This is a genomic window from Methylobacterium ajmalii (assembly GCF_016613415.1).
GTDB lineage: Bacteria > Pseudomonadota > Alphaproteobacteria > Rhizobiales > Beijerinckiaceae > Methylobacterium > Methylobacterium ajmalii.
Genome location: NZ_JACWCT010000100.1, coordinates 77389 through 103806, shown reverse-complemented (window position 1 = coordinate 103806; position 26418 = coordinate 77389). Strand labels below are relative to the sequence as shown.

At 73.0% G+C, this 26418-nt stretch carries 19 protein-coding genes; 7 read left to right on the top strand and 12 right to left on the bottom strand.

Features of this window, described 5'->3' with window-relative positions; translation table 11 throughout:
- The first annotated feature begins 192 nt into the window (after window positions 1-192).
- Window positions 193-1491 (top strand): MFS transporter, encoded by a 1299-nt coding sequence (locus HPY23_RS19340; protein ID WP_175540002.1) that lies wholly within the window; start codon window positions 193-195, stop codon window positions 1489-1491.
- A gap of 57 nt (window positions 1492-1548) precedes the next feature.
- Window positions 1549-2580, top strand: coding sequence for an AraC family transcriptional regulator (locus HPY23_RS19335; protein WP_091888106.1), 1032 nt, complete (start codon window positions 1549-1551; stop codon window positions 2578-2580).
- Window positions 2581-2726: 146 nt separating this feature from the next.
- Here the strand turns inward: HPY23_RS19335 and HPY23_RS19330 are convergent, their stop codons facing one another.
- A complete protein-coding gene (locus HPY23_RS19330; protein WP_244537619.1) occupies window positions 2727-3221 on the bottom strand; it encodes a Ros/MucR family transcriptional regulator in 495 nt (164 codons plus the stop codon).
- 451 nt (window positions 3222-3672) lie between these two features.
- Here HPY23_RS19330 and HPY23_RS19325 point away from each other — a divergent pair, with 451 nt between their 5' ends.
- The gene (locus tag HPY23_RS19325) at window positions 3673-6018 is read left to right on the top strand and encodes an Orn/Lys/Arg family decarboxylase (protein WP_060848965.1); all 2346 of its coding nucleotides are present in this window, start codon (window positions 3673-3675) and stop codon (window positions 6016-6018) included.
- The gene (locus HPY23_RS19320) at window positions 6018-6623 is read left to right on the top strand and encodes a GNAT family N-acetyltransferase (protein WP_091888110.1); all 606 of its coding nucleotides are present in this window, start codon (window positions 6018-6020) and stop codon (window positions 6621-6623) included. The genes HPY23_RS19325 and HPY23_RS19320 overlap by 1 nt, the downstream gene beginning before the upstream one ends.
- 43 nt (window positions 6624-6666) lie before the next feature.
- Here the strand turns inward: HPY23_RS19320 and HPY23_RS19315 are convergent, their stop codons facing one another.
- Entirely contained in the window at window positions 6667-7902 is a 1236-nt protein-coding gene (locus tag HPY23_RS19315; RefSeq protein WP_091888112.1) for an oxalate decarboxylase family bicupin, read from the bottom strand.
- A 195-nt stretch (window positions 7903-8097) separates the two neighbouring features.
- Between HPY23_RS19315 and acmB the strand changes: the two genes are divergently transcribed.
- A complete protein-coding gene (gene acmB, locus HPY23_RS19310) occupies window positions 8098-9276 on the top strand; it encodes a methyl acetate hydrolase AcmB (protein ID WP_091888114.1) in 1179 nt (392 codons plus the stop codon).
- Window positions 9277-9404: 128 nt separating this feature from the next.
- Here acmB and HPY23_RS19305 read toward each other — a convergent pair whose 3' ends face one another.
- A complete protein-coding gene (locus tag HPY23_RS19305; RefSeq protein WP_060848969.1) occupies window positions 9405-10655 on the bottom strand; it encodes a NupC/NupG family nucleoside CNT transporter in 1251 nt (416 codons plus the stop codon).
- A 172-nt stretch (window positions 10656-10827) separates the two neighbouring features.
- Here HPY23_RS19305 and HPY23_RS19300 point away from each other — a divergent pair, with 172 nt between their 5' ends.
- Complete coding sequence (locus HPY23_RS19300; RefSeq protein WP_091888116.1) at window positions 10828-13296, top strand: caspase family protein; 2469 nt, start codon at window positions 10828-10830, stop codon at window positions 13294-13296.
- Window positions 13297-13839: 543 nt separating this feature from the next.
- Here HPY23_RS19300 and HPY23_RS19295 read toward each other — a convergent pair.
- The 5 genes from HPY23_RS19295 to HPY23_RS19275 form a co-directional block, all read right to left on the bottom strand.
- Entirely contained in the window at window positions 13840-15192 is a 1353-nt protein-coding gene (locus tag HPY23_RS19295) for an L-serine ammonia-lyase (RefSeq protein ID WP_091888118.1), read from the bottom strand.
- Window positions 15189-15779: a sarcosine oxidase subunit gamma gene (locus HPY23_RS19290; RefSeq protein ID WP_060848972.1), complete on the bottom strand. Its 591-nt coding sequence runs from the start codon at window positions 15777-15779 to the stop codon at window positions 15189-15191. The genes HPY23_RS19295 and HPY23_RS19290 overlap by 4 nt, the downstream gene beginning before the upstream one ends.
- Window positions 15772-18759 (bottom strand): sarcosine oxidase subunit alpha family protein, encoded by a 2988-nt coding sequence (locus HPY23_RS19285; protein ID WP_091888120.1) that lies wholly within the window; start codon window positions 18757-18759, stop codon window positions 15772-15774. The genes HPY23_RS19290 and HPY23_RS19285 overlap by 8 nt, the downstream gene beginning before the upstream one ends.
- Window positions 18759-19100, bottom strand: a complete 342-nt coding sequence (locus tag HPY23_RS19280) for a sarcosine oxidase subunit delta (protein WP_091888122.1) — start codon at window positions 19098-19100, stop codon at window positions 18759-18761. Before HPY23_RS19280 ends, HPY23_RS19285 begins: the two co-directional genes overlap by 1 nt.
- 91 nt (window positions 19101-19191) lie before the next feature.
- A complete protein-coding gene (locus tag HPY23_RS19275) occupies window positions 19192-20445 on the bottom strand; it encodes a sarcosine oxidase subunit beta family protein (RefSeq protein ID WP_091888124.1) in 1254 nt (417 codons plus the stop codon).
- A gap of 197 nt (window positions 20446-20642) precedes the next feature.
- On the opposite strand from HPY23_RS19275, the gene HPY23_RS19270 reads away from it, so the two are divergent.
- Window positions 20643-21692 (top strand): GlxA family transcriptional regulator, encoded by a 1050-nt coding sequence (locus HPY23_RS19270; protein WP_236012718.1) that lies wholly within the window; start codon window positions 20643-20645, stop codon window positions 21690-21692.
- A gap of 218 nt (window positions 21693-21910) precedes the next feature.
- Here the strand turns inward: HPY23_RS19270 and HPY23_RS19265 are convergent, their stop codons facing one another.
- From HPY23_RS19265 to HPY23_RS19250, 4 genes are read right to left on the bottom strand one after another with little or no spacing between them, the layout of a single operon-like run.
- Window positions 21911-22432, bottom strand: coding sequence for a prolyl-tRNA synthetase associated domain-containing protein (locus tag HPY23_RS19265; RefSeq protein ID WP_091888126.1), 522 nt, complete (start codon window positions 22430-22432; stop codon window positions 21911-21913).
- Window positions 22433-22440: 8 nt separating this feature from the next.
- On the bottom strand, window positions 22441-23262 hold the full coding sequence (locus tag HPY23_RS19260) for an adenine nucleotide alpha hydrolase family protein (RefSeq protein WP_091888128.1): 822 nt from the start codon (window positions 23260-23262) through the stop codon (window positions 22441-22443).
- Window positions 23259-24512, bottom strand: a complete 1254-nt coding sequence (locus HPY23_RS19255) for an electron transfer flavoprotein subunit alpha/FixB family protein (protein ID WP_091888130.1) — start codon at window positions 24510-24512, stop codon at window positions 23259-23261. The genes HPY23_RS19260 and HPY23_RS19255 overlap by 4 nt, the downstream gene beginning before the upstream one ends.
- A complete protein-coding gene (locus HPY23_RS19250) occupies window positions 24509-26407 on the bottom strand; it encodes a DUF3483 domain-containing protein (protein WP_091888132.1) in 1899 nt (632 codons plus the stop codon). The genes HPY23_RS19255 and HPY23_RS19250 overlap by 4 nt, the downstream gene beginning before the upstream one ends.
- Between the last annotated feature and the right edge of the window lie 11 nt (window positions 26408-26418).

Genomic DNA, 26418 nt, shown 5'->3' with positions numbered 1-26418 from the left:
CGCGCTGGCAAGCCCGCCCCTATCGCGCCGGGGCCTCGCCGACGGGCTTCCGGTCGGCGGCGTTTTCTGCGACGAGGCCCGCTTCCCCGCCGCCGCGCCCGCCTTCGCGCGACACCCAGCCCGGAGAGCCGACACGCATGGGCGAGAACCACGCCGCCGGGTCCGGACCCGCGCCCGCCGGGGCCTGAGCCGATGCGACGTCCCCGCCCCGGGCGCCTCGCCCTCGCGCCGGCCTGGCCCGGCGTGTGGCTGCTGGCCGGCGCCCACCTCCTCGCCTTCGCCGACCGGTTCATCGCCGCCCTGGTCGCCCCGGCGATCAAGGCCGACCTGCGCCTGAGCGACTTCGAGCTCGGACTCGTCCAGGGCACCGCCTTCGTGGCGGCCTACGCGGTCGCCTCGCTGGCGGCCGGCCCCCTGGTCGACCGGCTCCACCGCCCGCGCCTCATCGCCGCCGGGGTCCTGGTCTGGGGGCTGGCCTCCCTGGCCTGCGGGCTGGCGACCGGCCTCGGGGAGCTGGTCCTCGGCCGGGCGGCCCTGGGCCTCGGCCAGGCGGTCCTCACCCCGGCCGCCCTGGCGCTCATCGCGGCGCGCCAGCCGCGGGACCGGATCGGTCAGGGCGTCTCGCTCTACGTCGCCGGCGCCACCCTGGGCCGGGCGACGGCGATGGGGCTCGGCGGCGGGCTCCTCGCCTTGCTGCCGGCGATGGTCCCCCTCGGCCCCGGCGCCCCGGTCGCGGCCTGGCGGGTGCTGTTCGCCCTCAGCGTCGTGCCGAACCTCGTCCTCGCGGTCCTTCTCCTGCGCCTGCCCGATCCCGGGCGCGGCGGCGGCCGCCCGGCGCGGCGGCAGGCCCTCGCGCCCTGGCTCGCCCGGCATGCCGGGCGCTATGCCGTCCTCGCGGTCGCCGGGGTCGCCGTCACCCTGGTGGTGCAGACCACCAACGCCTGGGCGGTGACGCTGCTCGTGCGCCGATTCGGCCTGTCCCTGCCCTCCGCCGGGATGGTGTTCGGGACGATCGTCGCCGTCGCCGCCCCGCTCGGCCAGGTCGCGGGCGGACGCCTCCTCGACCGCACGGCCCGGCGCGGCCTGCCCGGCGGGCGGCTGGTGCTCGGCGCGCTCCTCGGCACCCTGCCGCTCGCCGCGACCGTCGGGCTGGCGGACGATCGCGGGCTCGCGCTGACGGCGCTGGCCGCCCTGATCTTCGGCCTCGGCATCGGCTCGGTCGCGACGCTGGCGGGGCTGCAGCTCATGACGCCGCGCGCGCTGCGCGGCCGCGTCACCGCGCCGTTCGTGGCCTGCACGACGCTCGCGGGGTTCGGGCTGGGCCCGCCCCTGGTCGGGCTCCTGGCCGATCGCGTCTTCGGCGAGGCCGGGCTCGGCCAGGCCCTGCTGGCCGCGAGCCTGCCGGCCTATGCGGCCGGGATCATTGCCCTCCTGCTCGGTGCGCGCTACCTCCGAGGACCGGCGGCCGTAACGGAAGAAGATCGCCGCTGAGAGGTCGGGGGCCGGAAGCACCCCGTCCGCTCCGACCAGGGAGCCCCCCGCGCGGCGATGGACACGATCACCCTCGGCCCCGACCTGCCCGCCGCCGACGATGCCTTCGAGGCGTACCGCGCGCTCTACAGCAGCGGCACCGACGTCGATCGCCTGCCGGGCCCGTTGCGGACCGAGGTCGTCGCCCACCGGCTGCCGCGCATGCTCGTCTTCGACCGCCGCCTCGCCGGGGTATCGCACGCCCGCGGGCCGCGCCGGGTCGCCCGCGACGGGTTCGACCACGTCACGCTCCACCTGGTGCTCGCCGGGCGCATGATGCTGGAGGTGCCCGGCGCGATCCGGGCGGTCGAGGCCGGGAGCCTCGCGCTGTTCGACCTCACCCGGCCGCAGCGCACCTGGACCGAGGGCGCGCACATCGTCACCGCGTCGATCGCCCGCGACCGCCTCGATGCGGCGGTGATCGACGGTCTCGACCTGCATGGGCTGGTGCTCGGCCCGGGCGCCGCAGGGCTGTCGATCGATTTCCTTGGCTCGCTCGCCGCCCATGCCGCGGGGCTGACGCCGCACCTCGCCGGCGTCGCGACCGATTCGCTGTGCCTGCTCCTCGGGGCGACCCTGGCCTCGCTGCGCGACCGGGCCGGATCGGTCCCGCCTCCGGTGGCCGCCGGGCGCGCCCGGGCCCGGGCGACCGCCTATATCGACCGGCATCTCGGCGACCGCGACCTCTCCGCCGCGACGGTCGCGGCCGGGATCGGGGTGTCGCGCAGCGTGCTCTACCGCCTGTTCGAGCCCGCAGGCGGGGTCACCCGGTTCGTGCAGCAGCGGCGCGTGGCGCAGCTGCGCCGCTCCCTGTCGCGCCCCGACGAGCACCGCACCGTCGACGAGCTCGCGACCGCGTCGGGCTTCACCTCGCCGAGCCATGCCGGCCGGCTGTTCCGCGACGCCTTCGGCGTTCCGCCCGGCGAGTACCGGCGCGGCGCGCGCGGCCCTGCCGACCCGGACCGGGCCGGTCCGCTCCGGCTCGCGCACATCGCTCGGGCCGGCGTCCCGCCGCTCGGCTTCATGCCCTGGCACGGCGAATTGATGTGACCGGAATCGGGGTGCCCTGACAGGCGAAGGGCGACCGGCCCCCGCCGGTCGCCCTCGAGATCCGCGGTCCGGCCCGGAGCGCGGAGCTGCCGGGCGGTCTCGCGGCGATGTAACGAGTACCGTCCCGGACGGGACGGCCCGCGGCCTCAGGCGCGGCGGCGCTTGGCCGGCTTCGCGTCGGCGATCGGTGCCGTCACGACGGCATCCGACGAGGCGCGCTTGGCGGCCGCCGCGACGGTGCGGCCCCGGCCCAGGCCGATGCTCTTGGCCAGCTCGGAGCGCTGCGCGGCGTAGTTGGCGGCGACCATCGGGTAATCATGCGGCAGGCCCCACTTGCGGCGGTACTCCTCGGGGGAGAGGCCGCGGGTGGAGAGGTGGCGCTTGAGCGACTTGTACTGCTTCCCGTCCTCAAGGCTGATCAGGTAGTCCGGGGTCACCGTCTTCTTGATCGGCATCAGCGGCGTCGGCTTCTCGGCCTCCTTGGCGGCGGGCTGGCCGAGGGACAGGAAGGCGGTATGCACGGTGCCGATCAGGCCGGCCAGATCGGCGGCCGGAACCGAGTTGTTGGCGACGTAGGCCGACACGACGTCGGCGGCGAGGGCGACGAAGTCGACGTCCTGGACCAGATTTTCTTGCGACACGGATATTCGTCCTAAATCAACGCACCCGATGAACGGGCATGGTGCCGATATCGGGCAGGCCCGCGCAGTTTCAACCCACCGTCGTACGGTCAGCGCGGAATTACCCACAGATGCTTTTTGTAATCGTCCGGAAATGATGTCGCGCAACGGCTTCATCCTGCGCGACAGATGCACCCAAGCCTTGCGCCCGACGACGGCTACTCCCCGGCGGACTCTGCGAATCCGGCCCGGACGGGTGGCGCAGCGCCCGGACCGTCTCGACGACGGTCCGACCTCGATCGGTGCGGGCCGGACTTTGCGCGGGGCGGGAGGCGTTCGGACGCCCGGCGGAGCAGGCGGGTGTCCGCGCCGAAAGGCCGAGCGGATTCGCCGCAGGGCCGGGACCGTCATCGGAACGTCATGAGAGGGGCCGACACGCAGGCCATACCGTTACGGACAGGAGCCCCGCCCGATGGATTTCCACCGCCGCTTTACCGTGCTGATGTGCACGCCGGCCTTCGATCCGGACGACCTGGAGGGCGTGCGCGTCAACCAGATCGTGGCGGCGGTCGAGCATCGCGGCTTCGAGGTGGTGCGGGCGCGGCGGGTCGAGGACGCGGCGATCGCGGTCCAGACCGACGCGGCGGTCGGCTGCCTGGTGGTGGACTGGGGCAAGCGCGGCCTCGACGGCAAGGCGGCGGCGCTCATCGACATGATGCGCAAGCGCGGCCTCGAGATGCCGATCGTCATCATGGTCCGGCGCAAGCGGCTCGAGGACATTCCGGTCGAGCTGCTCGACTTCATCGACGGCTACATCTTCCTCGCCGAGGAAACCCCCGAATTCATCGCCCGCGGCCTCGTCAGCCGCGTGACGCAATACGCCGAGACCCTCAAGACCCCGTTCTTCGGCGCGCTGGTCGACTACGCCGAGAAGGGCAACCAGCTCTGGACCTGCCCCGGCCACAACGGCGGCATCTTCTACAACCGCTCGCCGATCGGCCGCATCTTCGTCGAGCACTTGGGCGAGGCGATCTTTCGCGACGACCTCGACAACTCGGTGCTCGATCTCGGCGACCTCCTGACCCACGAGGGGCCGGCGCTTAAGGCGCAGAAGGAGGCGGCCCAGATCTTCGGGGCCGAAAAGACCTACTTCGTGCTCAACGGCACCTCGGCCTCGAACAAGATCGTCCTGTCCTCGCTGGTGGCCGAGGACGACCTGGTGCTGTTCGACCGCAACAACCACAAGGCGGCGCATCACGGCGCGCTGTTCCTCGGCGGCGGCATCCCGATCTTTCTGGAGACCGACCGCAACGCCTACGGGCTGATCGGCCCGATCTTCCACGAGGCGCTGGACGAGGAGAAGATCCGCCGGAAGATCCGCGACAACCCGCTGGTCAAGGACAAGGAGGCGTGGCGCAAGGAGCGGCCGTTCCGCGTCGCGGTCATCGAGCAATGCACCTATGACGGCACGATCTACGACGCCCGCGAGATCGTCGCCAGGATCGGCCACCTCTGCGACTACATCCTGTTCGACGAGGCCTGGGCCGGCTTCATGAAGTTCCATCCCCTGTTCCAGGGTCGCTACGCCATGGGGCTGACGGGTCTCGACGAGACCTCGCCCGGCATCATCGCCACCCAATCGACCCACAAGCAGCTCGCGAGCTTCTCCCAGGCCTCGCAGATCCACACCAAGGACGGCCATATCCGCGGCCAGACCCGGCGGGTGGAGCACCGGCGCCTCAACGAGAGCTTCCTCGTCCACGCCTCGACCTCGCCGTTCTACCCCCTCTTCGCCTCCCTCGACGTCGGCGCCCAGATGATGAAGGGGCGCTCCGGCATGATCCTGTGGGACGACACGATCCGGCTCGGCATCGAGTGGCGCAAGAAGGTGCGGGCGATCCGCAAGGAGTTCGAGGAGAACGAGCGTGATCCCAAGCGCCGCTGGTTCTTCGATCCCTTCGTGCCCGACACGGCGACGGGCGCGGGCGGCGCCGAGGTGCCGTGGGAGAGCCTGCCGACCGACGAGCTCGCCTCCGATGCGCGCCACTGGGAGCTGAAGCCCGGGGCGGGCTGGCACGGCTTCACCCATGTCGCGCCGGGCTACGCCATCACCGACCCGAACAAGCTCACGGTGCTGACCCCCGGCTTCGACCGGCAGACCGGCGAGTACACCGAGCACGGCGTGCCGGCTCCGATCGTCGCCCAGTACCTGCGCGAGAACCGCATCGTCCCGGAGAAGAACGACCTCAACTCGCTGCTCTTCCTGCTGACGCCGGGCGTCGAATCCTCGAAGGCCGGCACGCTGATCTCGGGGCTCGTCGCCTTCAAGCGCCTGCACGACGACAACGTGCTCCTGGAGGAGGCGATGCCGGAATTCGTCCGGCGCCGGCCGCAGCGCTACGGCGGCGTGCGCCTGCGCGACCTCTGCGCCGACTACCACGCCTTCCACCGGCAGGCCGGGACCTCGGGGCTGCAGCGCAAGCAGTTCATGCCCGAGCACCTGCCCGAGATGGTGATGCCGCCGAAGGCCGCGGCCCAGATGCTGACCCGCAACAATGTCGACTTCGTGCCGATCGCGGAAGCCGAGGGGCGCATCGCCACGACGCTGATGCTGGTCTACCCGCCCGGCATCGGCACGGTGCTGCCGGGCGAGCGGCTCGACGAGCGGGCAAAGCCCATGCTCGACTACTTCAAGATGTTCGAGGCCGCCGCCAACCTGTTTCCGGGCTTCGAGGCCGAGATCCAGGGTGTCTACCGCCAGGTCGAGCCGGACGGGCGCATCCGGTTCTACACCTACGTGCTGCGGGAGGGCCGCTGATGGATTCGGCGCCCACGCAACCCGGGATCGTGATCCGGCCGTCGACCGATGCGGACGTCGCGGCGATGATCGACATCTACGAGCACCACATCCGCCACGGCGTCGGCGATACCGGCGACTTCGAGGAGGACCGGCTCCGGCCGGACGACCTCAAGCGCCGGCGCAAGAACATGCGCTCGAAGCGCCTGCCCCACCTCGTGGCCGAGCGCCACGGGATGGTGGCGGGCTACGCCTACGCGGTGCCGTTCCGCAAGCGGCCGGCCTACCGCTACACGCTCAAGCACTCGATCTACGTCCATGCCGACCACCTGCATGCCGGCATCGGCCGGCGCCTGCTGCCGGCGCTGATCGAGGCCTGCGCGGCGGGCGGCTACCGCCAGATGATCGGCTACATCGACGCCGAGAACGACGCGTCCTTGCGTCTGCACGAGACCTGCGGCTTCACGCGTGTCGGCCACCTGCCGGCCGTGGCCTACCGCCACGGCCGCTGGGCCGACAGCGTGATGGTGCAATGCGCGCTCGGCACCGGCGCGTCGGACCAGCCCTCGACCTGGCGCCAGGAGGCGGTGGTGCAGGACGCGCGGGCGCCGCTGCCGCTGGCATGACGTACCGCCGGGACGGGGCCGATCGCCCCGTCCCGGCGCGGGCTCACCCTTTCACCACCGGCGTCTTGGCGGTGGGCAGCCCGGCGAGCACCGTCTCGTCGACGTTCAGGTGCGCCCGCACCAGGGCGTGCGGGGTCAGCGCCATCCACTGGTTCAGCGACACGTCGGCGTAGGTCGGGCTGCGGAACAGCTCGAGGAAGCGCAGCGGCGTCGAGCCGGTATTCTCGACGTTGTGGCCCATGGCGAAGGGCACGTAGCCGACGTCGCCGGCCCGGTAGTCGAAGGTGCGGGCCTTCGATTCGGAGCCGAACACCGTCATCCGGCCCTCGCCCGAGAGGTAGTATTGCCACTCGTCGCCGTTCGGGTGCCAGTGCAGCTCGCGCAGGCCCCCGGGCTCGAGCTCGACCAGGGCCGCCGCGATGGTCTTCGAGGCCGGAAATACCTTGGAGTCGGTGATGCGGACCGAGCCGCCCTTGGTGCGGATCGGCTCCTGCGCCAGCATCCGGTAGCTGAAGCCCTCCGGCACCGGCCCGGCGCCGCCGGTCCTGTCGCCGGCGATCGGCCCCGGCATCGGGGCCGGGAAGATGTACTTCTCCTTGTCGGGCAGGCCGGCCAAAGCCGATTCCGGCACCCCGAAATTCTTCGCCAGGATGTCGCGCGGGGTATGGGCGAGCCAGTCGGTGATGAGGAAGGTCGAATCCTCCGAGAAGTGCCCGTCGTCGAAGACGAGCAGGAACTCGCAGCCGTCGACCTCGCCCGGCAGGCCCTGGATCGAGTGCGGGATGCCGGAGGGAAAGTACCAGAGGTCGCCCTCGCCCACGTCGTCCACGAAGGTGCGGCCCGCCTGGTCCACCGCCGTGATGCGGGCGCGGCCCTTCAGCATGTAGGCCCATTCGGCCTCCTTGTGCCAATGCATCTCGCGGGCGACGCCGGCCTTGAGCCGCATGTTCACGCCGGCCATCGCGGTCGAGATCGGCAATTCGCGGGTCGTGGTCTGGCGGGCCCAGCCGCCCTCCTCGATCCGCATGTGGCTGTCGGTGAACGACCACTTGAGGTTCGGCATCGTGCCGTGGTCGGTCTTCGGCGGCAGGGTGGTGAAGGGCTCCTGCGCCTGGCGGGCCGGGTTCACCGGTCCGAGGATGTCGGCGCCGTCCCGGCCGCGGATCGGCTGCGGGCCCGACGGGGCGGCCGGAGCCTGCGCTTGGGCAGTGGCGGCGGCGGTGCCGACGAGGCCAGCGGCCGCGGCGGCCAGGGTGTCGCGGCGGGAGATGAGGGTCACGGGCGGTCTCCTGCTCCGGCGGAAACAAGGACTCGAGGCCTCCGCTCGGCGCCGGTTCAATCGCGCGCCAGGTCGCGACGTTCCCTCGGGTCAGGCCTGCGCCGCCGGCATCCCGGGCCGGTCCGGGCTCCCGCCTGACAGGACGGCGGCGGCGGGATAGTCTGCCGCCCAACGACGAATGCCGGGAGGACACGGATGGGCGACGATCTGACGGCCGCGGCCGACGCGATCCTGCGGCGCGCGGTGGCCGGGCCGGCCGGACTCGCCGGCGTGGTCGCGATGGCGACCGACCGGGAGCGGATCCTCTATGCCGGCGCCGCAGGCCTGCGCGCGCCCGACGCGCCGATGACCCCCGACACGGTGATGGCGATCTTCTCCACCACCAAGGCGGTGACAGCCACCGCCGTGCTGCAGCTCGCCGAGGAAGGCCGGCTCGACCTCGACGCCCCGGCCGCCACCTACGTGCCGGCCCTGGCCGAGATCCAGGTGCTCGAGGGATTGTCCGACGACGACACGCCGCGCCTGCGCCCGCCGGCGCGCCCGGTCACCACCCGGATGCTGCTCCTGCACACCGCAGGCTTCGGCTACGACATCTTCAACGAGCGCTATGCCCGCCTCCTGCGCGCGCGCAAGCAGGCCACCGTCACCAGCGGCACCCGCGCCGTACTGATGACCCCGCTGCTGTTCGATCCCGGCGAGTCGTGGGAGTACGGCAGCAGCATCGACTGGGCCGGCCAGGTGGCCGAGGCGGTGGCGGGCGAGCGTCTCGGAACGGTGATGCAGGAGCGGATCTTCGCGCCGCTCGGCATGGACTCGACCGGCTTCGTGCTGACCGCCGCCATGCGCAGCCGCCTCGCCCAGATGCACCAGCGCGGCGCGGACGGCACGCCGACCGAGATCGCCGGCTTCGAGCTGCCGCAGGCCCCCGAGGTCGAGATGGGCGGCCACGGGCTCTACTCCACCGCCGAGGACTACCTGCGCTTCGTCCGGATGTGGCTCAACGACGGCGCGGGGCCGCACGGCCCGGTTCTGCGCCCCGAGACGGTCGCGATGGCGGCAACGAACGGCCTCGGGCCGGATCTCAAGATCCGCGCCCTGCCGGGGGTGAAACGCCACCTCTCGCACGATGCCGAGTTCTTCCCCGGGATGCCGAAATCCTGGGGCCTGAGCTTCATGATCAACGACGAGGAGGCGCCGACCGGGCGCTCCGCCGGCTCGCTCGCCTGGGCGGGCCTCGCCAACCTGTATTTCTGGATCGACCGGGCCAAGGGGGTCGGCGGGTTCTGGGGCACCCAGCTCTTCCCCTTCGCCGACCCGGCCTCCGTCGAGAACTTCTTGGAGTTCGAGACGGCGGTGTACAGGAGCCTGTCCTGAATCCTACCGGACCCCTGATCCTTCCATCCACGACCGCATCCTGAGGGTTAGTGATCTTCGATCGACCAACCCTCAGGATTGCGGTTCGCGAGTGGGACAGGATGGGTTTTGGAGCAAACCAAAAGCCCTCATGCCCCGATGAACACCCCGGCGATCGCCGCGCTCGTCAGGTTCGACAGGGTGCCGGCGAGGATCGCCCGCAGGCCGAAGGCCGCGACCTCGGAGCGGCGCTCGGGGACCAGGCTGCCGAAGCTCGCGAGCTGGATCGCGATCGACGACAGGTTGGCGAAGCCGCACAGCGCGAAGCACAGGATCGCGGTGGTCCGAGCCCCGAGTTCGCCGCTCTTCAGGACCGGCGACAGGTTGGCGTAGGCCAGGAACTCGTTGAAGGCGAGCTTCTGGCCGATGGCGCCTCCGACCAGAATCGCCTGGTCCCACGGCACGCCGAGGAGCCAGGCGAGCGGCGCGAGCACGAAGCCGAGCCCGCCCTCGATCGAGGCGCCGGGCATCCCAACGAGGCCGCCCGCATAGGCGACGAGACCGTTGAGGAGCGCGATCAGCCCCACGAAGGCGATCAGCATGGCGCCGACCGCCGCCGCCACCGCGAGACCCTTCTGGGTGCCGTCGGCGGCGGCCTCGATCACGTTGACGGCCCGGGTCTCGCCGAAGGTGACCTGCATCGTCGTCACCCGGCTCGGCTCGGTCGAGGGGACCAGGATCTTGGCGTAGAGGAGCCCGCCGGGAATCGCCATGAACGAGGCGGCGAGCAGGTAGGGCATCGGCACGCCGAGCGCGGCGTAGCCGGCGAGGATCGAGCCGGCGGTGGAGGCCGCCCCACTCGTCATCACGGCGAAGAGCTCGGCCCCGGTGAGCAGCGCCAGGAAGGGGCGCAAAGCCACCGCGATCTCGCTCTGGCCGATGAAGATGGTGATGACCGCCGAGAAGGTCTCGATGCGCGACGTGCCGAGCACCCGCTGCAACGCCGCCCCCAAGCCCCGGGCGAGGGCCTGCATCACACCGAAATGGTACAGCACCGCGATCAGCGCCGAGACGTAGATGATCTGCGGCAGGACCCGCAGGGCCAGCACGAAGCCGCCGCCTCCGAACAATTCGAACATCTTGGGCTCGACGAGGCCGCCGAACAGGAACGCCACGCCCTTGTCGCCGTAGGACAGGACCGCCTGGACCGCGTCGGCCACGGCGCCGAGGCCCGTGCGGCCGGCGGGCCAGAACAGCACCAGGGCGCCGAGCGTCACCTGGACGGCGAGCGCCGAGAGCACCACCCGAGGCCGGATCGCCCGCCGGTTGGTCGAGAACAGCACCGCGACGGCGATCATCAGCGCGATGCTGGCGGCGGCGTGGATCAGTCTGTCCGGCATCGAGGCTCCCTCTTCGGCAATCGCCGCAGCAAGGGTGATGCCGCATCGTTCAGTGCCGGTTCAAGGGCCGGGGGACGAGATGGGGCGCGCCTTCGTCCTGCCCGGAAAACGGGCGACCACATGCGATCCGCCGCGCAAGGACGCGGCCCGCCACCCACGGGAGGGCAACGCCATGCCGCCGCTCCGCCACCTCGTCCTCGCCATCGCCCTCGCGACGCTGGCGAGCCTCGTCGCCGCCCTGCCGGCGGGGGCCGCGCCGGCCGAGCGGCGCATCGCCCTCGTGATCGGCAACGGCGCCTATCCGGGCGGCGCGCTGGCGACCGCCGCCAACGATGCCGGCCTCGTCGCCCAGACGCTGCAGGCGGCGGGGTTCGACGTCGTCGGCGCCCGCGACCTCGACGAGGAGTCGCTGCGCCGCACCCTGCGCGACTTCACCGACAAGGCAGCGGCGTCGGGGCCGGACACGGTGGCGTTCCTCTACCTCTCCGGCTCCGGGCTGCAGCTCGCCAACGAGGCCTATTTCGCCCCGGTCGACGCGCGGATCGAGACCGCCAGCGACGTACCGGTGCGGGCGTTGCGGATCTCGGATTACGTCTCGCGCCTCGCCGCCCTGCCGCTCAGGGCGCGCTTCGTGGTGCTGGACGCCGCGCGGGCCTCGCCGTTCCACCTGAAGGGCGATCCGCTCGCCGGCGGCCTGCCGCTGATGGAGGCCGGGCCCGGCAGCCTGATCGCCACCAACGCAGCGCCCGGCACCGTCGGCCCGGCCGAGACCGGCCCCTACGGCGCCTACGCGCTCGCCCTCGTCGAGATGATCCGCGAGGGCGGCCTCGCCCCCGCGGCCCTGTTCGAGCGGGTGCGCCTGCGGGTGGCCGAGACGACCCGCGGCGCCGAGGTGCCGTGGAGCGCCTCCCGCATCGAGGCGCCGTTCGTGTTTCTGGAGCGGGAGGCCGGCGCGCCCTCCCTCGCCGGCTTCGAGCCGCCGCGAAAGCCGCTCGGCGAGATCGGCGCGCGGGAGGCCTACGCCGCCTGCCTCGCCCGCGACACCCTGCCGGCCTACGAGGAGTTCGCCGCCGCCTATCCGCGCGATCCGCTGGCCAAGCGCGTGCGGGCGATCATCGCGGCGCGGCGCGAGGCCCTGACCTGGCGCACCAGCGCCATGGCCGACACGCCGGAGGCCTACTGGTCCTACCTCGGCCGCTATCCCCGCGGGCCGCATGCCTGGGACGCCCGCCGGCGCCTGTCGGCGCTCGCCGCCGCGCTGGCGCCGCCGCCGGATTACCGGGCCCTCGCCTACGACGTGCCGCCGCCCCCGCCCGACGAGATCGTCTACGTCGAGCGCCCGGCCCTCGTCCTCGACGACCCGGTCTACGCCCTTCCGCCGCCGCCCGTGGTCTTCCTGCCGCCGCGCCCGGTCGTGCTGGTGGATCTGGCCCCGCCCCCGCCGCCGCCCGTGGCCTATCTGCTGCCGGTGCCCGCCTACGTGCCGGTGCCGGCTTACGTGGTCGCCCCGCCCGCGGTGGTGGCCCCGCCGAATCCGGGGCTGTTCCACAACCTGCACGCCCCGGTCGCGGCGGGACCGGAATTCCATGGGGCGCCCCCCGGGGGGACCGGCCTCGCGCCGGTCGCCGGCGCCGCCGTGGGCGCGGCGATCGGCGCCGCGGCAGCCCGCGTCGCCCTGCCGCCCGCCCTCGCCCGGAAGATGGATGCCCCGCCCGGCGCCCCGGGACAGATCCCGCGCCGCGACGGCCCGTCTCCCGGCCCGATCCCGGGTACGCCCGCCGGGCCTCTTGGCGGCCCAGCTGCCCTGCGGCCGAGCCTGCCCGGGCAGATCGCACCCGCCGCAGGGCCGCGCCCTGGGGCGCCGAACCCGGCCCAAGCCCTGCCGGGTGCCGGCGGCACGCCGCTGCCCGCCGTCGCCGGACGACCGGGACTGCCCAACGCCCCGGCCGACGGCCGGGCGGGTCTCAACCAGATCCCGCCCGCCGCAGGGCGGGCCGGCGCCCAGGCCGGCGCGCCGCCCCCGGTGAACCACCCCGGCACGACACCGCCGCCGGGGAATGCCGCCGGGGCGCCGCAGGGACCTGCGGCCGGCGTGCTTCAGGGGCCTGCAGCCGGCTTGGCACAGGGCGTGCGCCCGCCGCTCACGCCGCTGCGCCCGGTGCAGCCCCTGCGCAGCGCCCAGCCGCAGCGGATGCCGCCCGGGGCGCGACCCACCGTGCCGCCGCAAGCCGGCCCACCCCCGTCGATGCCGCCCCGGCTCGCCCAGCCCCAGCCGCGCATGGCGCCGCAGCGCATGGCGCAACCGCCCCGCCCGGCTGGCCGGGCGCCGCAAGCCGACGACGCCCTGCGCCGGATGCGGATGGATCAGGCGATCCGCCAGCAGGCCCAGCAGGCTCAGGCTCAGGCTCAGGCTCAGGCGCGCCAGCGGGGCGAGGCGCAGCAGATGATGCAGCGCCAGCAGCAGCAGATGCAGGATGCGATGCGGCGTCAGCAGGCCCAGGCGATGCGCCAGCCGCAGATGGCCGCGCCACGCCCCCAGCCGATGGCCCCTCGACCGATGCCGCAGATGCCCCGCCCGGCGCCGCACGGCCCGGGGCCGGGCCACGGCTGCGGCCACCCGGGCGGGCCGCCCTGCCGGTAGCGACGAGCGGGCGGTTCCAGTCCGGAGCCTCCGGGATGGGGCCAAGGGCCCGGACCCGGGGCATCGGGCATGCCCGGCACCGCCTCGCCCTCGTGCCTCCGCCGCCACCGGATGCACGAGGACGCCCGGGTGCCGTCCCTGCCCCAGGCCGTGCCGGGAACGCCCCAGCGCCGTGGCGCCTCCTGCCCCGCTGCGTGCCGCTCGCGGCAGGGTGCGACCCTGCGCGCACGCGGCGCCGACAGGATCGTGGGTACGCGCTCGTCAGAGCACCTTTAACATACTCAATAGATCAACGGACAATCTTACCTCCAACACACAATCTAATTATGAAATTTTGGGACCGAAGATCAAACTCGGTATAATATCAACCAGACTCGAAGTGGGGCTGTGAGTTATAAAATACTGTCTGAATAATTTAAGTAGTATATTAAGACATCGATTACGAGAGATACAAAATGCTTGTTAGAACGGTTTTTGATGCAAAATTTAATACTGAAACCCGAATAAAAATTCATTTCTCGAATGGATCGAGCAGCCTCCCTATCAGCACGCCGACACGTTGACGGCCAGCCCGCCCAGCGACGTCTCCTTGTACTTGTCCTGCATGTCGTGGCCGGTCTGGCGCATCGTCTCGATGACCTGATCGAGGCTGACGAAGTGCACCCCGTCGCCGTGCAGCGCCAGGGAGGCCGCCGCCACCGCCTTGTTGGCCCCGAAGGCGTTGCGCTCGATGCAGGGAATCTGGACGAGGCCGCCGATCGGGTCGCAGGTCATGCCGAGATGGTGCTCCATCGCGATCTCGGCCGCGTTCGCCACCTGGCGCGGGCAGCCGCCCAGCACCGCCGCGAGCCCCGCCGCCGCCATCGCGGCGGCCGAGCCGACCTCGCCCTGGCAGCCGACCTCGGCGCCCGAGATCGAGGCGCGGCGCTTGATCAGCCCGCCGATCGCGGCCGCCGCGAGCAGGTAGTCGCGGCCGCGGGCCTCGCTCCAGTCCGGGCAGAAATCGACGATGTAGCGCAGGACCGCCGGCACGATCCCGGCCGCCCCGTTGGTCGGGGCCGTGACCACGCGCCCGCCCGAGGCGTTCTCCTCGTTCACCGCGAGCGCGAACAGGCCGATCCAGTCCATGATCTCGTGGGCCGGCCGGCTGTTGGCGAGCTTCTTGGCCTCCAGCGTCTCGTGCAGGCGCCGGGCGCGCCGGCGCACCTTGAGGCCGCCGGGCAGCTCCCCGTCCATCCGCAGGCCGCGGGCGATGCAGGCGAGCATCGCGTCGCGGATCGCGTCGAGGCCGTCCTCGATCTCTCCCTGGCCGCGCAGGGCGCGCTCGTTGGCCATCTGGACCTGCGGGATCGACAGGCCGGTCTCGGCGCAGATCCGCAGGAGGTCGGCCCCGCTGTCGAACGGGTAGGGAACCGGAGCGGCTTCGATCCCCGCCGGGCCCGCATCGCCCTCCTCCTCGACGAAGCCGCCGCCGACTGAGTAGCACACCACCTCGTCGAGGAGGGCGCCCGCCGCGTCGAAGGCGCGGAACCGCATCCCGTTGGTGTGGCGCGGCAGGACCTCGGTGAAGTTGAGCGCGAGGTCGCGGGCGGGCTCGAAGACGAGCCCCGGCAGTCCGATCTCGCCGGTCTCCGCCAGGATTCCGATGTACTCCGCCACCCGGTCGGGATCGACGGTGGCGGGCTCGTGCCCGAGAAGCCCCAGGAAGATCGCCACGTCGGTGGCGTGGCCGCGCCCGGTCCAGGCCAGCGACCCGAAGATCTCCGCGGTGACCCGCGCCGCGCCGGGCAGGGCCGCCACGCGCTCGCGGAAGCGGCGCGCGGCGACCATCGGGCCGATCGTGTGCGAGCTCGACGGGCCGATGCCGATCTTGAACAGATCGAAGGCGCTGATCATCGGGCGGGGACCCGCTCCACCGGCTGGGCCGCGATGGCGGCCTCCTGAAGGAAGCCGTGCACGTAGGTCGCGAACGAGCGCCAGCACTCGACCCGGTAGGACGGCACCGCGCCGGCATGGCGGATGAGCACGATCTCGGCCTTGCCGAGCAGGGTGCGGGTCGCGCTGCCCGGCGGAAAGGCGGCGTCGCCGAGATCGAGCGGGCAGCCGGCGTTGAGGACATCCGCCGCCAGCGCGCCGGTGACGTCGATGCCGACGTTGCGGTGCGAGATGTCGACGAGCGAGTGGGCGCGGCCCCGGAGGTCGGCGGCCGCGGCCTCGGCGAGGAGGTCGGCCTCGCCCTCGGGCATCCCGATCAGCCACTCGTCGGGCCCGAGCCGCGCCACCCAGCGCCGGTCGTCGCCCGTCACCGTGTTGATCGGCCGGTCGAGGGGGAAGCCGCCGGGCGAGAGGGGCCCGCGCAGGCGCAGGGAGAACCGCGCCTCGGCCTCGGCCGGCTGGATCAGGATGCCGCCGCGGGGCAGGGCGGGCGCCACCGGGCGCCCGAGCGGCAGGGTGCGGGCGGTGCGGTAGCGGACCTCAAGCATTGATGCGCTCCCCCTTGGGATCGAGGAATACCGGCTCGGCCACCGTGGCGGTGGTGAAGCCGTCCGGGGTCGTGACGTGGAGCGTCCGCCCCATGAGGTCGCGGCCGTCCGCCACGAGGGCGAGGGCGATGGAGCGGTTGCAATTGGCGCTCCAGTAGCTCGACGTGACGTGGCCGAGCATCCGCATCGGGATCGGCTGGCCCGGATCGGCGACGATCTGGGCGCCCTCGTCGAGGACGACCTTCGGGTCGTCGGTGACGAGGCCGATCAGCTGCTTGCGGCCCTTCGCGACCACGTCGGGCCGCGCGAGGGAGCGCTTGCCGACGAAGTCCTTCTTCGCCTTGGCGATCATGCCGGCCAGGCCCACGTCGTCCGGCGTTACCGTGCCGTCGGTCTCCTGGCCGACGATGATGTAGCCCTTCTCGGCGCGCAGGACGTGCATCGTCTCGGTGCCGTACGGGGTGATCCCGTGCGGCCGGCCGGCCTCCATGATCGCCTCCCAGACGGCGAGCGCCTGGTCGGAGGGCACGTTGATCTCGAAGCCGAGCTCGCCGGTGAACGACACCCGAAACAGCCGGGTCGGCACGCCGCAGATCGTGCCCGAGCGCATCGCCATGTGGGGGAAGGCCTGCGGCGACAGGTCGATGCCGTCCACCAGGGGCTCGATCACCGCGCGGGCCTTCGGACCCTGGAGGGCGATCACCGCCCATTGCTCGGTGGTCGAGGTCAGGAAGACGTCGAGGTCGTGCCACTCGGTCTGGAGGTAGTCCTCCATGTGGGCGAGCACCCGGGCGGCGCCGCCGGTCGTGGTGGTGACGTGGAAGCACTCGGGCGAGACCCGGGCGACGACGCCGTCGTCGAGGATGTAGCCGTCCTCCTTGAGCATCAGCCCGTAGCGGCAGCGGCCGGGTTCGAGCTTGGCCCAGGGGTTGATGTACATCCGGTTCATGAACTCGGCCGCGTCCGGGCCGACGATCTCGATCTTGCCGAGCGTCGAGGCGTCGAAGATGCCGACGCCCTCGCGCACCGCCTTGCACTCGCGGGCCACCGCCGCGTGCAGGTCCTCGCCCGGCTTGGGGAAGTACCAGGCGCGCCGCCACAGGGCGACGTTCTCGAACAGGGCGCCGTGGGCCTCGGCCCAGCCGTGGATCGGCGTGGTGCGGATCGGGTCGAACAGGGCGTGGCGCGCCGGGCCGACCAGGGTGCCGAAGGTCACGGGGGTGTAGGGCGGCCGGAACGTCGTGGTGCCGACCCCCGGCAGGGTCTTGTCGAGCTGACCGGCGACGATGCCGAGCGCGTTCATGTTCGAGGTCTTGCCCTGGTCGGTCGCCATGCCGGTCGTGGTGTACCGCTTGACGTGCTCGATCGAGTGGAAGCCCTCGCGCACCGCGAGCTTGATGTCCTTGGCTGTGACGTCGTTCTGGAAGTCGACGAAGGCCCGGACCTTGGTCGGGTCGGCATTCGTCGGCATCACCCGCGCCGGCTGGAAGCCGGTGGCGGTCGGCGTCGCCGCGAGGGCGCGCCGCTCCTGCGAGCCCGCCGCCTCGGCCCCCGCCGCGTCGCCCTCGGCCAGGCAGGCGGCGAGGTCGTAGGTGCCCTTCGCCGCACCCGCCGAGCGCTCGGCCTGCGCCGAGGTGCCGGGCACGAAGGCATCGAGGCCGGGCTCGTAGACGAGCTTGCCGCGGGATTGCGAGAACAGGTGCACGGCCGGCGTCCAGCCGCCCGACATGCCGACGCAGTCGCAGGAGAGGAGGCGGGAGGCGCCGATGCGCCCCTCCGGGCCGATCGGCGCGACGACGAGCCCGGTCACGCGCTTGCGCCCCTTGGCGCCGAGCACGGTGTGGCCGGTCAGGACCTCGATCCCGGCCGCGCGCAGCTCCGCCGGCTCCGCCCCGCAATCGGCCTCGAGCCGCAGGTCGACGAGGGTGACCTCGGCGCCGGCCGCCTTGGCGTCGAGCGCGGCCCGGTAGGCCGAGGCGCCGGTCGTCGCGAACACGATGCGCCGGCCCGGCAGCACGCCGTAGCGGTTGGCGAAGACCCGCACGCTCTCGGCCAGCATCACGCCCGGCCGGTCGTTGTCGGAAAAGACCAGGGGCCGCTCGTGCGCGCCGCCGGCCAGCACCACCTCGCCGGCCCGCACCTGCCAGAGCCGCTCGCGCGGGGCCTGCCCGCCGCCCGCCGGCAGGTGGTCGGTGACGCGCTCCGCGAGCGCGACGTGGTTGTGGTTGTAGTAGCCGAACGCGGTGGTGCGCGGCAGCAGGATGACGTTCTCGCGCGCGTCGAGATCGGTCAGGGTCTCGGCGAGCCAGACGGCGGCGGGCCGCCCGTCGACCTGCGAGGTCAGGTCGTGCAGGAGCGAGCCGCCGGGCTCGGGGCCCTCGTCGGCGAGGATCACCCGCTTGCCGGTGCGCGCCGCCGCCAGAGCCGCCGCGAGGCCCGCGGGGCCGGCGCCGACCACCAGCACGTCGCAATGGGCGTGGCGGTTGGCGTAGCGGTCGGGATCGGCCGCCACCGGCGCCTTGCCGAGGCCGGCGGCCGCGCGGATCACCGGCTCGTAGACCTTGTCCCAGAACTTCCGGGGCCACATGAAGGTCTTGTAGTAGAAGCCGGCGACGAAGACCGGCGACAGGAGGTCGTTGACCTCGCCGACATCGACCTCGAGCGAGGGCCAGTGGTTCTGCGACAGGGTCTTGAGCCCGTCGCGCGCCTCGACCACCGAGGCGCGGTTGTTCGGATCGACCCGGCCCGGGCCGCGATCGACCGAGAGCAGCGCGCTCGGCTCGTCGGGCCCGTGGCTCAGGATGCCCCGCGGCCGGTGGTACTTGAACGAGCGCCCGACGAGGTGGATGCCGTTGGCCAGGAGCGCCGAGGCGACGGTGTCGCCGTGGTAGCCCTCGACGGTGCGGCCGTTGAACGAGAAGCGGATCGGGCGTGCGCGGTCGATGCGGCCGCCCCGGGAGGTTCTGAACGGCTGCGCCATCACGCCCTCGCTTGCGTCACGGTGGACTGGGTCACGGTTGCGGGGACCTCCGGGGAGGTGATCTCGGACGACCGGGTCGGCTGCGCCCCCGCCGGGTAGGTCTCGAGGAAGCGGTCGCTCACGGTGTCGCGCAGCGCATTGAACCAGCGCCCGCAGCCGTGGCTGTGGCACCACCGCTCGGCGTGCACGCCGCGGGGGTTCGACCGGACGAAGAGGTGCTCGCTCCAGGACTGGTCGTCGAGGGCGGCCGGATCGACGGGGCGGACGATGTGGGCTTGGCCGCCGCACCGGAACTCGGTCTCGGGTCGGTTGCCGCAATGGGGGCAGGCGATCAGCAGCATCGGGCGCCTCGTGGCGGCGGAAGAAGGAGGGAGAGGGGCGTCGCGTCTCGAGTGTGTCGGGGTGCGCCGGGCGTCGCCGTCCGGGCCCGCGTCAATGCGCGACGGCGGCGGCCGCGGCCTCGTCGATCAGGCGCCCGGTGCGGAAGCGCTCCAGGGTGAAGGGCGCGTTGATCGCGTGCGGCGTGCCGGTGGCGAGCGTGTAGGCGAAGACGTGGCCCGAGCCCGGGGTCGCCTTGAAGCCGCCGGTGCCCCAGCCGCAATTGACGAACAGGTTCCGGACCGGGGTCTTGCCGATGATCGGCGAACGGTCCGGCGTCACGTCGACGATGCCGCCCCAGGAGCGCAGCATCCGCATCCGGGTGAATTGCGGAAACAGCTCGCAGATCGCGTCGAGCGTGTGGGTGGTGATGTGGAGACCGCCCTGCTGGCTGTAGGACGTGTACTGGTCGGTGCCGGCGCCGATGACCAGCTCGCCCTTGTCCGACTGCGAGATGTAGGCATGGACCGCGTTCGACATCACCACGCAGGGGAAGACGGGCTTGACCGGCTCCGAGACCAGGGCCTGGAGAGGGTAGCTCTCGAGCGGCATGCGCACGTCGGCCATCGCCATCACGGTCGAGGTGTGGCCGGCCGCCACCACGCCGATGCGCCCGGCCTTGATGAAGCCGCGGGTCGTCTCGACACCGATCGCCGCCCCGGAGGCGTCGCGGCGGATGCCCTTGACCTCGCAGTTCTGGATGATGTCGACGCCGCGGGCATCGGCGCCGCGGGCGTAGCCCCAGGCCACCGCGTCGTGGCGGGCGGTGCCGGCCCGGCGCTGCAGCGCGCCGCCGAGGACGGGGTAACGGAGTTTGTCCGAGATCTCGATCGGCGGACAGAACGCCTTGCACTCCTCCTTCGACAGCCACTCGTTGTCGATGCCGTTGAGGCGGTTGGCGTAGACGTGGCGCTTGAAGCTCTGAACGTCGTGGATGTTGTGCGCGAGCATCAGGACGCCGCGCTGCGAGAACATCACGTTGTAGTTCAGCTCCTGCGACAGGCCCTCCCACAGCTTGAGGGCGTGCTCGTAGAGCGCGGCGCTCTCGTCGTAGAGGTAGTTCGAGCGGATGATCGTGGTGTTGCGGCCGGTGTTGCCGCCGCCGATCCAGCCCTTCTCCAGCACCGCCACGTTGGTGATGCCGTGCACGGTGGCGAGGTAGTAGGCCGTGGCGAGGCCGTGCCCGCCGCCGCCGACGATGACGACGTCGTACTCCGCCTTGGGCTGCGGATCCCGCCACTGGCGGCCCCAGCCCTGGTGTCCCTTCAGGGATTCGGAGAGCAGCGACGTGAGGGAAAAGCGGCGCATCGGTCAGCCTCGCTGTGTTGAGGGATCATCGGCCGCACGCCCCGGCCGGGCTTTTCCGACGGCGACCGCGAGTTTGAGATTTGCGACGCCGGTGCAGGGCCGCGCCGCCCGGCTGCGATTCCCCGCGGGATCGGGTAACCTGGAACGAGTCTCGCTTCGCCGGAGCGGAAGTGATGCAGAGGACCGGAGCGCGGGCGATGGAACAGGCCGGACACGGGACCGCTGAGGTGGTGGAGACGACCTCGGTCGGCTTCATGCTGGTGGCGCAGTTCTCGATGATCGCCTTTACCTCGGCGATCGAGCCGCTGCGGCTCGCGAACCGTGCGGCAGGGCGCGAGCTCTACCGCTATGGTCTGTGGTCGGCGGACGGGACGACCTGCGAGGCCTCGAACGGCGTCGAGGTCAAGGTGACGGGCCGGTTCGAGGAGGCGCAGGGGCTCGACATGCTCATCGTCTGCGGCGGGCTCGACATCCACCGCCACGACCACCTCGCGCTCCAGGGCACCCTGCGCCGGAGCGCGTCCCGCGGTGCGGCGATCGGGGCGGTCTGCACCGGCACCTACGTGCTGGCCAAGGCCGGGCTTCTCAACGGTTACCGGGCGACGATCCACTGGGAGAACCTCGCGAGCCTCGCCTCCGAGCACGAATCGCTGGAGATCGGCTCCGACCTGTTCGAGATCGACCGTACCCGCTACACCTGCGCCGGCGGGACCGCGGCGGCCGACATGATGCTGTCGCTCATCGCCCGGGCGCACGGGCCGGGCCTCGCCTCCGAGGTCGCCGACCAGCTGATCCACCACCGCATCCGAGAGGCCGACGAGCGCCAGCGGATGGACCTGCGCATGCGGCTCGGCGTGGCCCACCCCAAGCTCCTGCAGGTGGTGGCCCTGATGGAGGAGACCTTCGCCGAGCCGCTCGGCAGCCAGGCTCTGGCCGACACCGTGCGGCTGTCGAAGCGCCAGCTCGAACGGCTCTTCCTCAAGTATCTCGGCTGCTCGCCGGCCAAGCACTACCTGCACGTGCGCCTCGACCACGCCCGCCACCTGATCCGCCAGACGGCGATGCCGCTCCTCACCGTCGCGCTCGAATGCGGCTTCTCGTCGGCGTCGCATTTCTCCAAGGCCTATGTCGACCATTTCGGCCGCCCGCCGAGCGCCGAGCGCAAGTCCTCGACGCCCGCGCCCCGCGCGCCGCGCGGCGGGTCCGTTCGCAGCAGCGAGGCGCCGGGGCGCCGGGAGCCGGTCTGAGAGGGTGCCTTGGTCGCCGGCGGTGCGCGTCTGCTCCCCCTTGCGACGGAGCGGTCCCGGCCGCCGGCCTTGATCGGGCCATGGTCTCGGGACCGAAAAACTTGCCGTGGCAGCGCCAGCGGGCGATGCGCGTCACACGCTCCGGCTCAGTCACGCCAGACCGCGCGGAGCGCGAGGTCGATCGGGGCCCACCCCGCGACGGAGCGGGGGTCTCCGCCTCAGGCCGCCGCCTCGTCCCCCGTCCCGCCCGGCAGCCCGAACGGCTCCGGCGCGTGCCCCTCGGCCCGCAGGGCGGCCAGAAGGTCGGCGGGGTTCAGCGAGAGGGTGCGGTCGTTCACCAGCGGGTGGACGTTGATCCGCTCCTCGGCGAGCAGCGCGTCCTGGATGAACACCTTCACGGCGCCCGGCGCGGCGTTGAGGGCGGCGAGCGGCGAGACGGCGCCGCTCTCGACGCCGAGCTGCTCGCGCAGGGCGTCCGCGCTGGCGAAGGACAGGCCGCCGCGGGCGCCGAGAACCGACCGGAAGCCCTTGAGGTCGACCTGCGCGTCGTGGTGCAGCGTGACCAGGAAGTAGGTCTTCTTCCCGTCGCGCAGGAAGAGGTTCTTTGTGTGCGCGCCCGCGATGTCGCCGCAGGCCGCCATCATCGCCTCGACGGTCAGGACCGGCGGATGCTCGTAGAGCGTGTAGGGGATGGCGCGCTCGCGCAGGCGCGCCAGGAGGTCGTCCGAGGTCAGGGGCATGGTCGGTCTCATCGTGGATCGTCGGTGGGACGGGGTGCGGCGAGCACGCCGACCTGACGCAGATAAGCGAGAATCTCGCGTGCCGCCTCGTCGGGATCGGGCTGCACCAGGAGGCGGCCGCCGGCCGAGGCCCCCGCCTCCCCGGTCGCCGCCTTCAGGCGCTCGGCCGCCGAGCCGCCGGCGGGCGCGCCCTTCACCAGCTTCGGCCGGCGGCGATAGGGCCGTTCCTCGATCGCCGGGAGGGCGCCCGCCTCCGCGGCGAGCCCCGGCGATACCTCGACCGGCGCGACCGCGACGGGCTCGAACGCACCGCGGCGCGCCCGGCCATACGCGTAGGCGAGCGGCGCCGGTGCGTCGGGATGCACCGTCGCCAGGACGGGACCGCCGAGGATCACCCGCCGCCGGGCGCCGCGGCCGAGGCTCTGGTCGAGGCTCAGCCGGTCCGCCGCCTCGGGGGCGAGGCCGATGACGTCGGGGATCAGCGGAAGGTCGAGGGCCTCGGCCAGCCCGTAGGGCACGAGCCCGGTCTCGGGCCCGCCCTGCCCGCGCCGTCCGGCGAGGATCAGGTCGGGCGCGAGCGCCGCCAGGCGCGCGGCGAGCGCCGGCACCGGATCGGCCTCGGCGGCGACGGTCAGGTGCTCGATCCGGGCGAGCCCCTGGCCCAGGCCCTCGGCCACCGCGGCGGCGTCGGGGCCGGCATGGAGGCCGACGACCTCGTGCGCCTCGCCGAGCCCGACGGCGAGGCGGATGGCCTGCGCCTCCAGCCGGGGCAGGACGGGGGCGCCGGAGACCGGATGACGGCCGGCTGAGAGAAGGACCGCGATTCTCATGGGGCGTCTCGCGTCGGGCCCGCGTCCTGCGTCAGGAGCCGTAGCAGGGCCGGCATGACGGCTTGCGCGTCCTGCACGATGGCGAGGCCGGCGCGCTCGATCATCGCCGCGTGCAGGTCGGTGTTGACCGCCACGACATGCTCGCAGCCCGCGACGCCCTGCAGGTGCTGGGGGGCGCCCGAGATGCCGAGCGCGACGTAGCAGGTCGCGGCGAGCACGGTGCCCGACGCGCCGACCTGGCTCGATCGCGGCATCAGCCCGGCATCGCACAGGACCCGGCTCGCGCCCGGCGTCGCGTGCAGCGCCGCGACGACCTCCCGGAAGGTCGCGAGGTCGGTGACGCCGCTGCCGGCGGCGGCGACGAAGCTCGCCAGACCGAGGGGTACCGTGGCGGGATCGGCGGGAATCGTCGTCGCCGACAGGATCGCGGGCGCGGCGCGGGCGAGCGTCTCGATACGGACCGGAATCTCCCGCGCCTCGCGCGGCGGCCCGGCATACTCGGCCACCGCGTCGGCCGCGAGCGTGACGAGCAAACCCGGCGCCGTCCGCTGCTCGACGCGGCGCCCGTGCGCCGGACGGGCAATGGAACCGGCGGCGACGGCCTCGACGTCGGAGAAGAGCGGTTGGCGCAGCCGCACCGCGACGCGCCGGGCGAGGTCGCCGCCGTCCGGGGATTCGGGAAACAGGACGTGGCGGGGGCTGAGTTCCGCGATCGCCTCCGCGACCAGGGCCGCCCGGCCGGCGGGATCGTAGCCCCCAGGATCGCAGTCCCCGAGAGCGTCGCCGCCCTTGTCGTCGAGCCGGACCAGGCGGTCGGCCCCGGCCGGCCCGCTCCCCTCGCAGGTCCCGGGTGCCAGGATCGCCACGCCGCCCTCGCGGCCGGCGAGCACGCGGGCGGCTCCGAGGACCTGGCGGTCGTGGGGCGTGAGCCGGCCGCCCGCCGCGTCGGGCACGACCAGGACCAGGAAGGCCGGCGCGTCGAGGACGACGACCGTCGGCACCGGGGCCTGCACCGTGCGCGGCGCCTCGTGGACGGGTCCCGCCTCGGGCCGTGAGACCTGGCTCAGGTCGTAGCGCGGGCGCAGGACCCCCGGCACGCGCTGGCCGTCGCGCTCGCGCCGGGGGTCGCGACGGAGCCGGCCCCCCCCGTCGCGGCGGACGGTCCGGTCGAGGCGGGGGCGGGTCCCCTCCCCGGTGGCGACGAGGAGCGCGGCGCGCTCGGCACGGGGGTCGCGGCGCGGGCGGGTCATCGTCCCGCCTCCACCGCCTGGAGCAGCAGCTCGGCGATGTCGCGGATCTCGGCCTTGCGGTCGGGCACGCCCTCCAGCATCGCCGTGCAGGACGGACAGGCGACCGCGACGATGCCGGCCCCGGTCTCCGCCGCCTGCGCCATGCGCAGGTCCGGGATCCGGCGCTCGCCCGGCACGTCGCTCACCGGCGCACCGCCGCCGCCGCCGCAGCACATCGCCCGGCGGCCCGAGCGGGCCATCTCGACCCGCGAGACGCCGATCGCGTCGAGGACGGCGCGGGGTGCCTCGGTCTCTCCGTTGTAGCGGGCGAGGTAGCAGGGATCGTGGTAGGTCACCGAGACGTCAGAGAGGCGGCCCGGGGCGAGGCGCCCGGCGCGGATCAGCTCGAGCAGGAAGGCGGTGTGGTGCATCACCGCGTAGCGTCCGCCGAAGGCCGGGTACTCGTTGCGCAGGGCGTGGAGCGCGTGCGGATCGGCGGTGACGATGCGGCCGAAATCGCGGGCGGCCAGGGTCGCGATGTTGGCCTTGGCGAGGGCCTGGAAGGTCGCCTCGTCGCCGAGGCGCCGGGCGAGGTCGCCGGTGTCGCGCTCCTCGGGCCCGAGCACCGCGAAATCGACGCCGGCCTGCCGCAGGAGCCGCACCAGGGCCCGCAAGCTGCGGCCGTAGCGCAGGTCGTAGGCGCCCTCGCCGAGCCACAGCAGCACGTCCGTCCGCCCGCGGGGCGCCAGTACCGGCAGGTCGAGGCCGGCGGCGAAGTCGGTGCGGGCGGCGAGCGGGCGCCCGCCGGCCTCGCCGGCCTGGCGCAGCTCGGTCACCGGTCCGACCGCCTTCTCGGGCAGGGCTCCGAGCTCGAGAGTCTGGCTGCGGCGCAACGATACCACGGCGTCGACATGCTCGATCATCATCGGGCATTCCTCGACGCAGGCCCGGCAGGTGGTGCAGGACCACAGCGTGTCGGGGTGGATCCGGGCCTCGGGCCCGACGAGTTCGATCAGCGCCCCGCGCCCGCCCATCGCGTCCCGGCCGCCCGGATAGGGCGCGCCGGCATAGGCGGGTTCCGCCGGCGAGAGCCCGGCGACGAGGTCCTGGATCAGCTTCTTCGGGTTCAGGGGCTGGCCCGCCGCGAAGGCCGGGCAGGCGGTCTCGCAACGCCCGCAGCTGACGCAGGCGTCGTAGGACAGGAGCCGGTTCCAGGTGAAGTCCGCCGGCATCTCGGCGCCGAGGCGGGGCGCGTCGAGATCGAGGGGCTGGAGCGCGGTGTCGGGGCGGCCCGCGAAGCGGCCGGGCCGCGGATGGGCGACGAGGTGCAGCGCGCCGGCCGCGGCGTGGCGCATCGGCCCGTGCCGCACCTCGAAGGCCAGGCCGAGCCCGCCGGCGGCCGCCAGCGCCAGGGTGAAGGGGAGCGCGATCCCGCCGGCGCCGAGGGCCAGCAGCAGGGCGGTGAGCGTGCCGCCGAGGGCGTAGGCGAGGAGCAGGAACGGCAGGATCTGGAACCGCCCAGCGGAGAGGCGGGGCTTCTTCACCGGGTAGCGCCGCGCCCCGACCATCAGGGACCCCGCCGCCATGACCCCGAAGGCCGCCGCGACGACGCCCCAGTAGGGCCGGAAGCCGCCGAGGGGCGGCAGGATCGCGAGCGCCGTCAGGAGCGAGGCCGCCAGCATCCCGCCGGCCACCACCGCGTGCATCCGCGAGGCGTAGCCGTCCCGCGCGACGACGTGGTGGACGTCGACGAGGTAGCGCCGCGGCAGGCTGGCGAGGCCGGAGAGCCACGGCACGGAGGCGGCGGCCCCGGCCCGCCAGAGGGCGGCGCGGCGCAGGACCTGGACGAGGGCGAGCGCCGCCATCGCCCAGACGAGGCCGGGAAACACCGTGGTCAACGAGACGGGGCCGGTCATGCCATGTCGTC

Excerpts from the sequence above, each read along its gene's own strand:
- HPY23_RS19305 (WP_060848969.1), bottom strand. The coding sequence starts at position 10,655 with ATGCCGGACAGACTGATCCACGCCGCCGCCAGCATCGCGCTGATGATC.
- HPY23_RS19285 (WP_091888120.1), bottom strand. The coding sequence starts at position 18,759 with ATGGCGCAGCCGTTCAGAACCTCCCGGGGCGGCCGCATCGACCGCGCA.
- HPY23_RS19250 (WP_091888132.1), bottom strand. The coding sequence starts at position 26,407 with ATGACCGGCCCCGTCTCGTTGACCACGGTGTTTCCCGGCCTCGTCTGG.
- HPY23_RS19335 (WP_091888106.1), top strand. The coding sequence starts at position 1,549 with ATGGACACGATCACCCTCGGCCCCGACCTGCCCGCCGCCGACGATGCC.
- acmB (WP_091888114.1), top strand. The coding sequence starts at position 8,098 with ATGGGCGACGATCTGACGGCCGCGGCCGACGCGATCCTGCGGCGCGCG.
- HPY23_RS19270 (WP_236012718.1), top strand. The coding sequence starts at position 20,643 with ATGGAACAGGCCGGACACGGGACCGCTGAGGTGGTGGAGACGACCTCG.
- HPY23_RS19320 (WP_091888110.1), top strand. The coding sequence starts at position 6,018 with ATGGATTCGGCGCCCACGCAACCCGGGATCGTGATCCGGCCGTCGACC.
- HPY23_RS19280 (WP_091888122.1), bottom strand. The coding sequence starts at position 19,100 with ATGCTGCTGATCGCCTGCCCCCATTGCGGCAACCGACCCGAGACCGAG.
- HPY23_RS19260 (WP_091888128.1), bottom strand. The coding sequence starts at position 23,262 with ATGAGAATCGCGGTCCTTCTCTCAGCCGGCCGTCATCCGGTCTCCGGC.
- HPY23_RS19325 (WP_060848965.1), top strand. The coding sequence starts at position 3,673 with ATGGATTTCCACCGCCGCTTTACCGTGCTGATGTGCACGCCGGCCTTC.
- HPY23_RS19295 (WP_091888118.1), bottom strand. The coding sequence starts at position 15,192 with ATGATCAGCGCCTTCGATCTGTTCAAGATCGGCATCGGCCCGTCGAGC.
- HPY23_RS19300 (WP_091888116.1), top strand. The coding sequence starts at position 10,828 with ATGCCGCCGCTCCGCCACCTCGTCCTCGCCATCGCCCTCGCGACGCTG.
- HPY23_RS19255 (WP_091888130.1), bottom strand. The coding sequence starts at position 24,512 with ATGACCCGCCCGCGCCGCGACCCCCGTGCCGAGCGCGCCGCGCTCCTC.
- HPY23_RS19290 (WP_060848972.1), bottom strand. The coding sequence starts at position 15,779 with ATGCTTGAGGTCCGCTACCGCACCGCCCGCACCCTGCCGCTCGGGCGC.
- HPY23_RS19265 (WP_091888126.1), bottom strand. The coding sequence starts at position 22,432 with ATGCCCCTGACCTCGGACGACCTCCTGGCGCGCCTGCGCGAGCGCGCC.
- HPY23_RS19275 (WP_091888124.1), bottom strand. The coding sequence starts at position 20,445 with ATGCGCCGCTTTTCCCTCACGTCGCTGCTCTCCGAATCCCTGAAGGGA.
- HPY23_RS19340 (WP_175540002.1), top strand. The coding sequence starts at position 193 with ATGCGACGTCCCCGCCCCGGGCGCCTCGCCCTCGCGCCGGCCTGGCCC.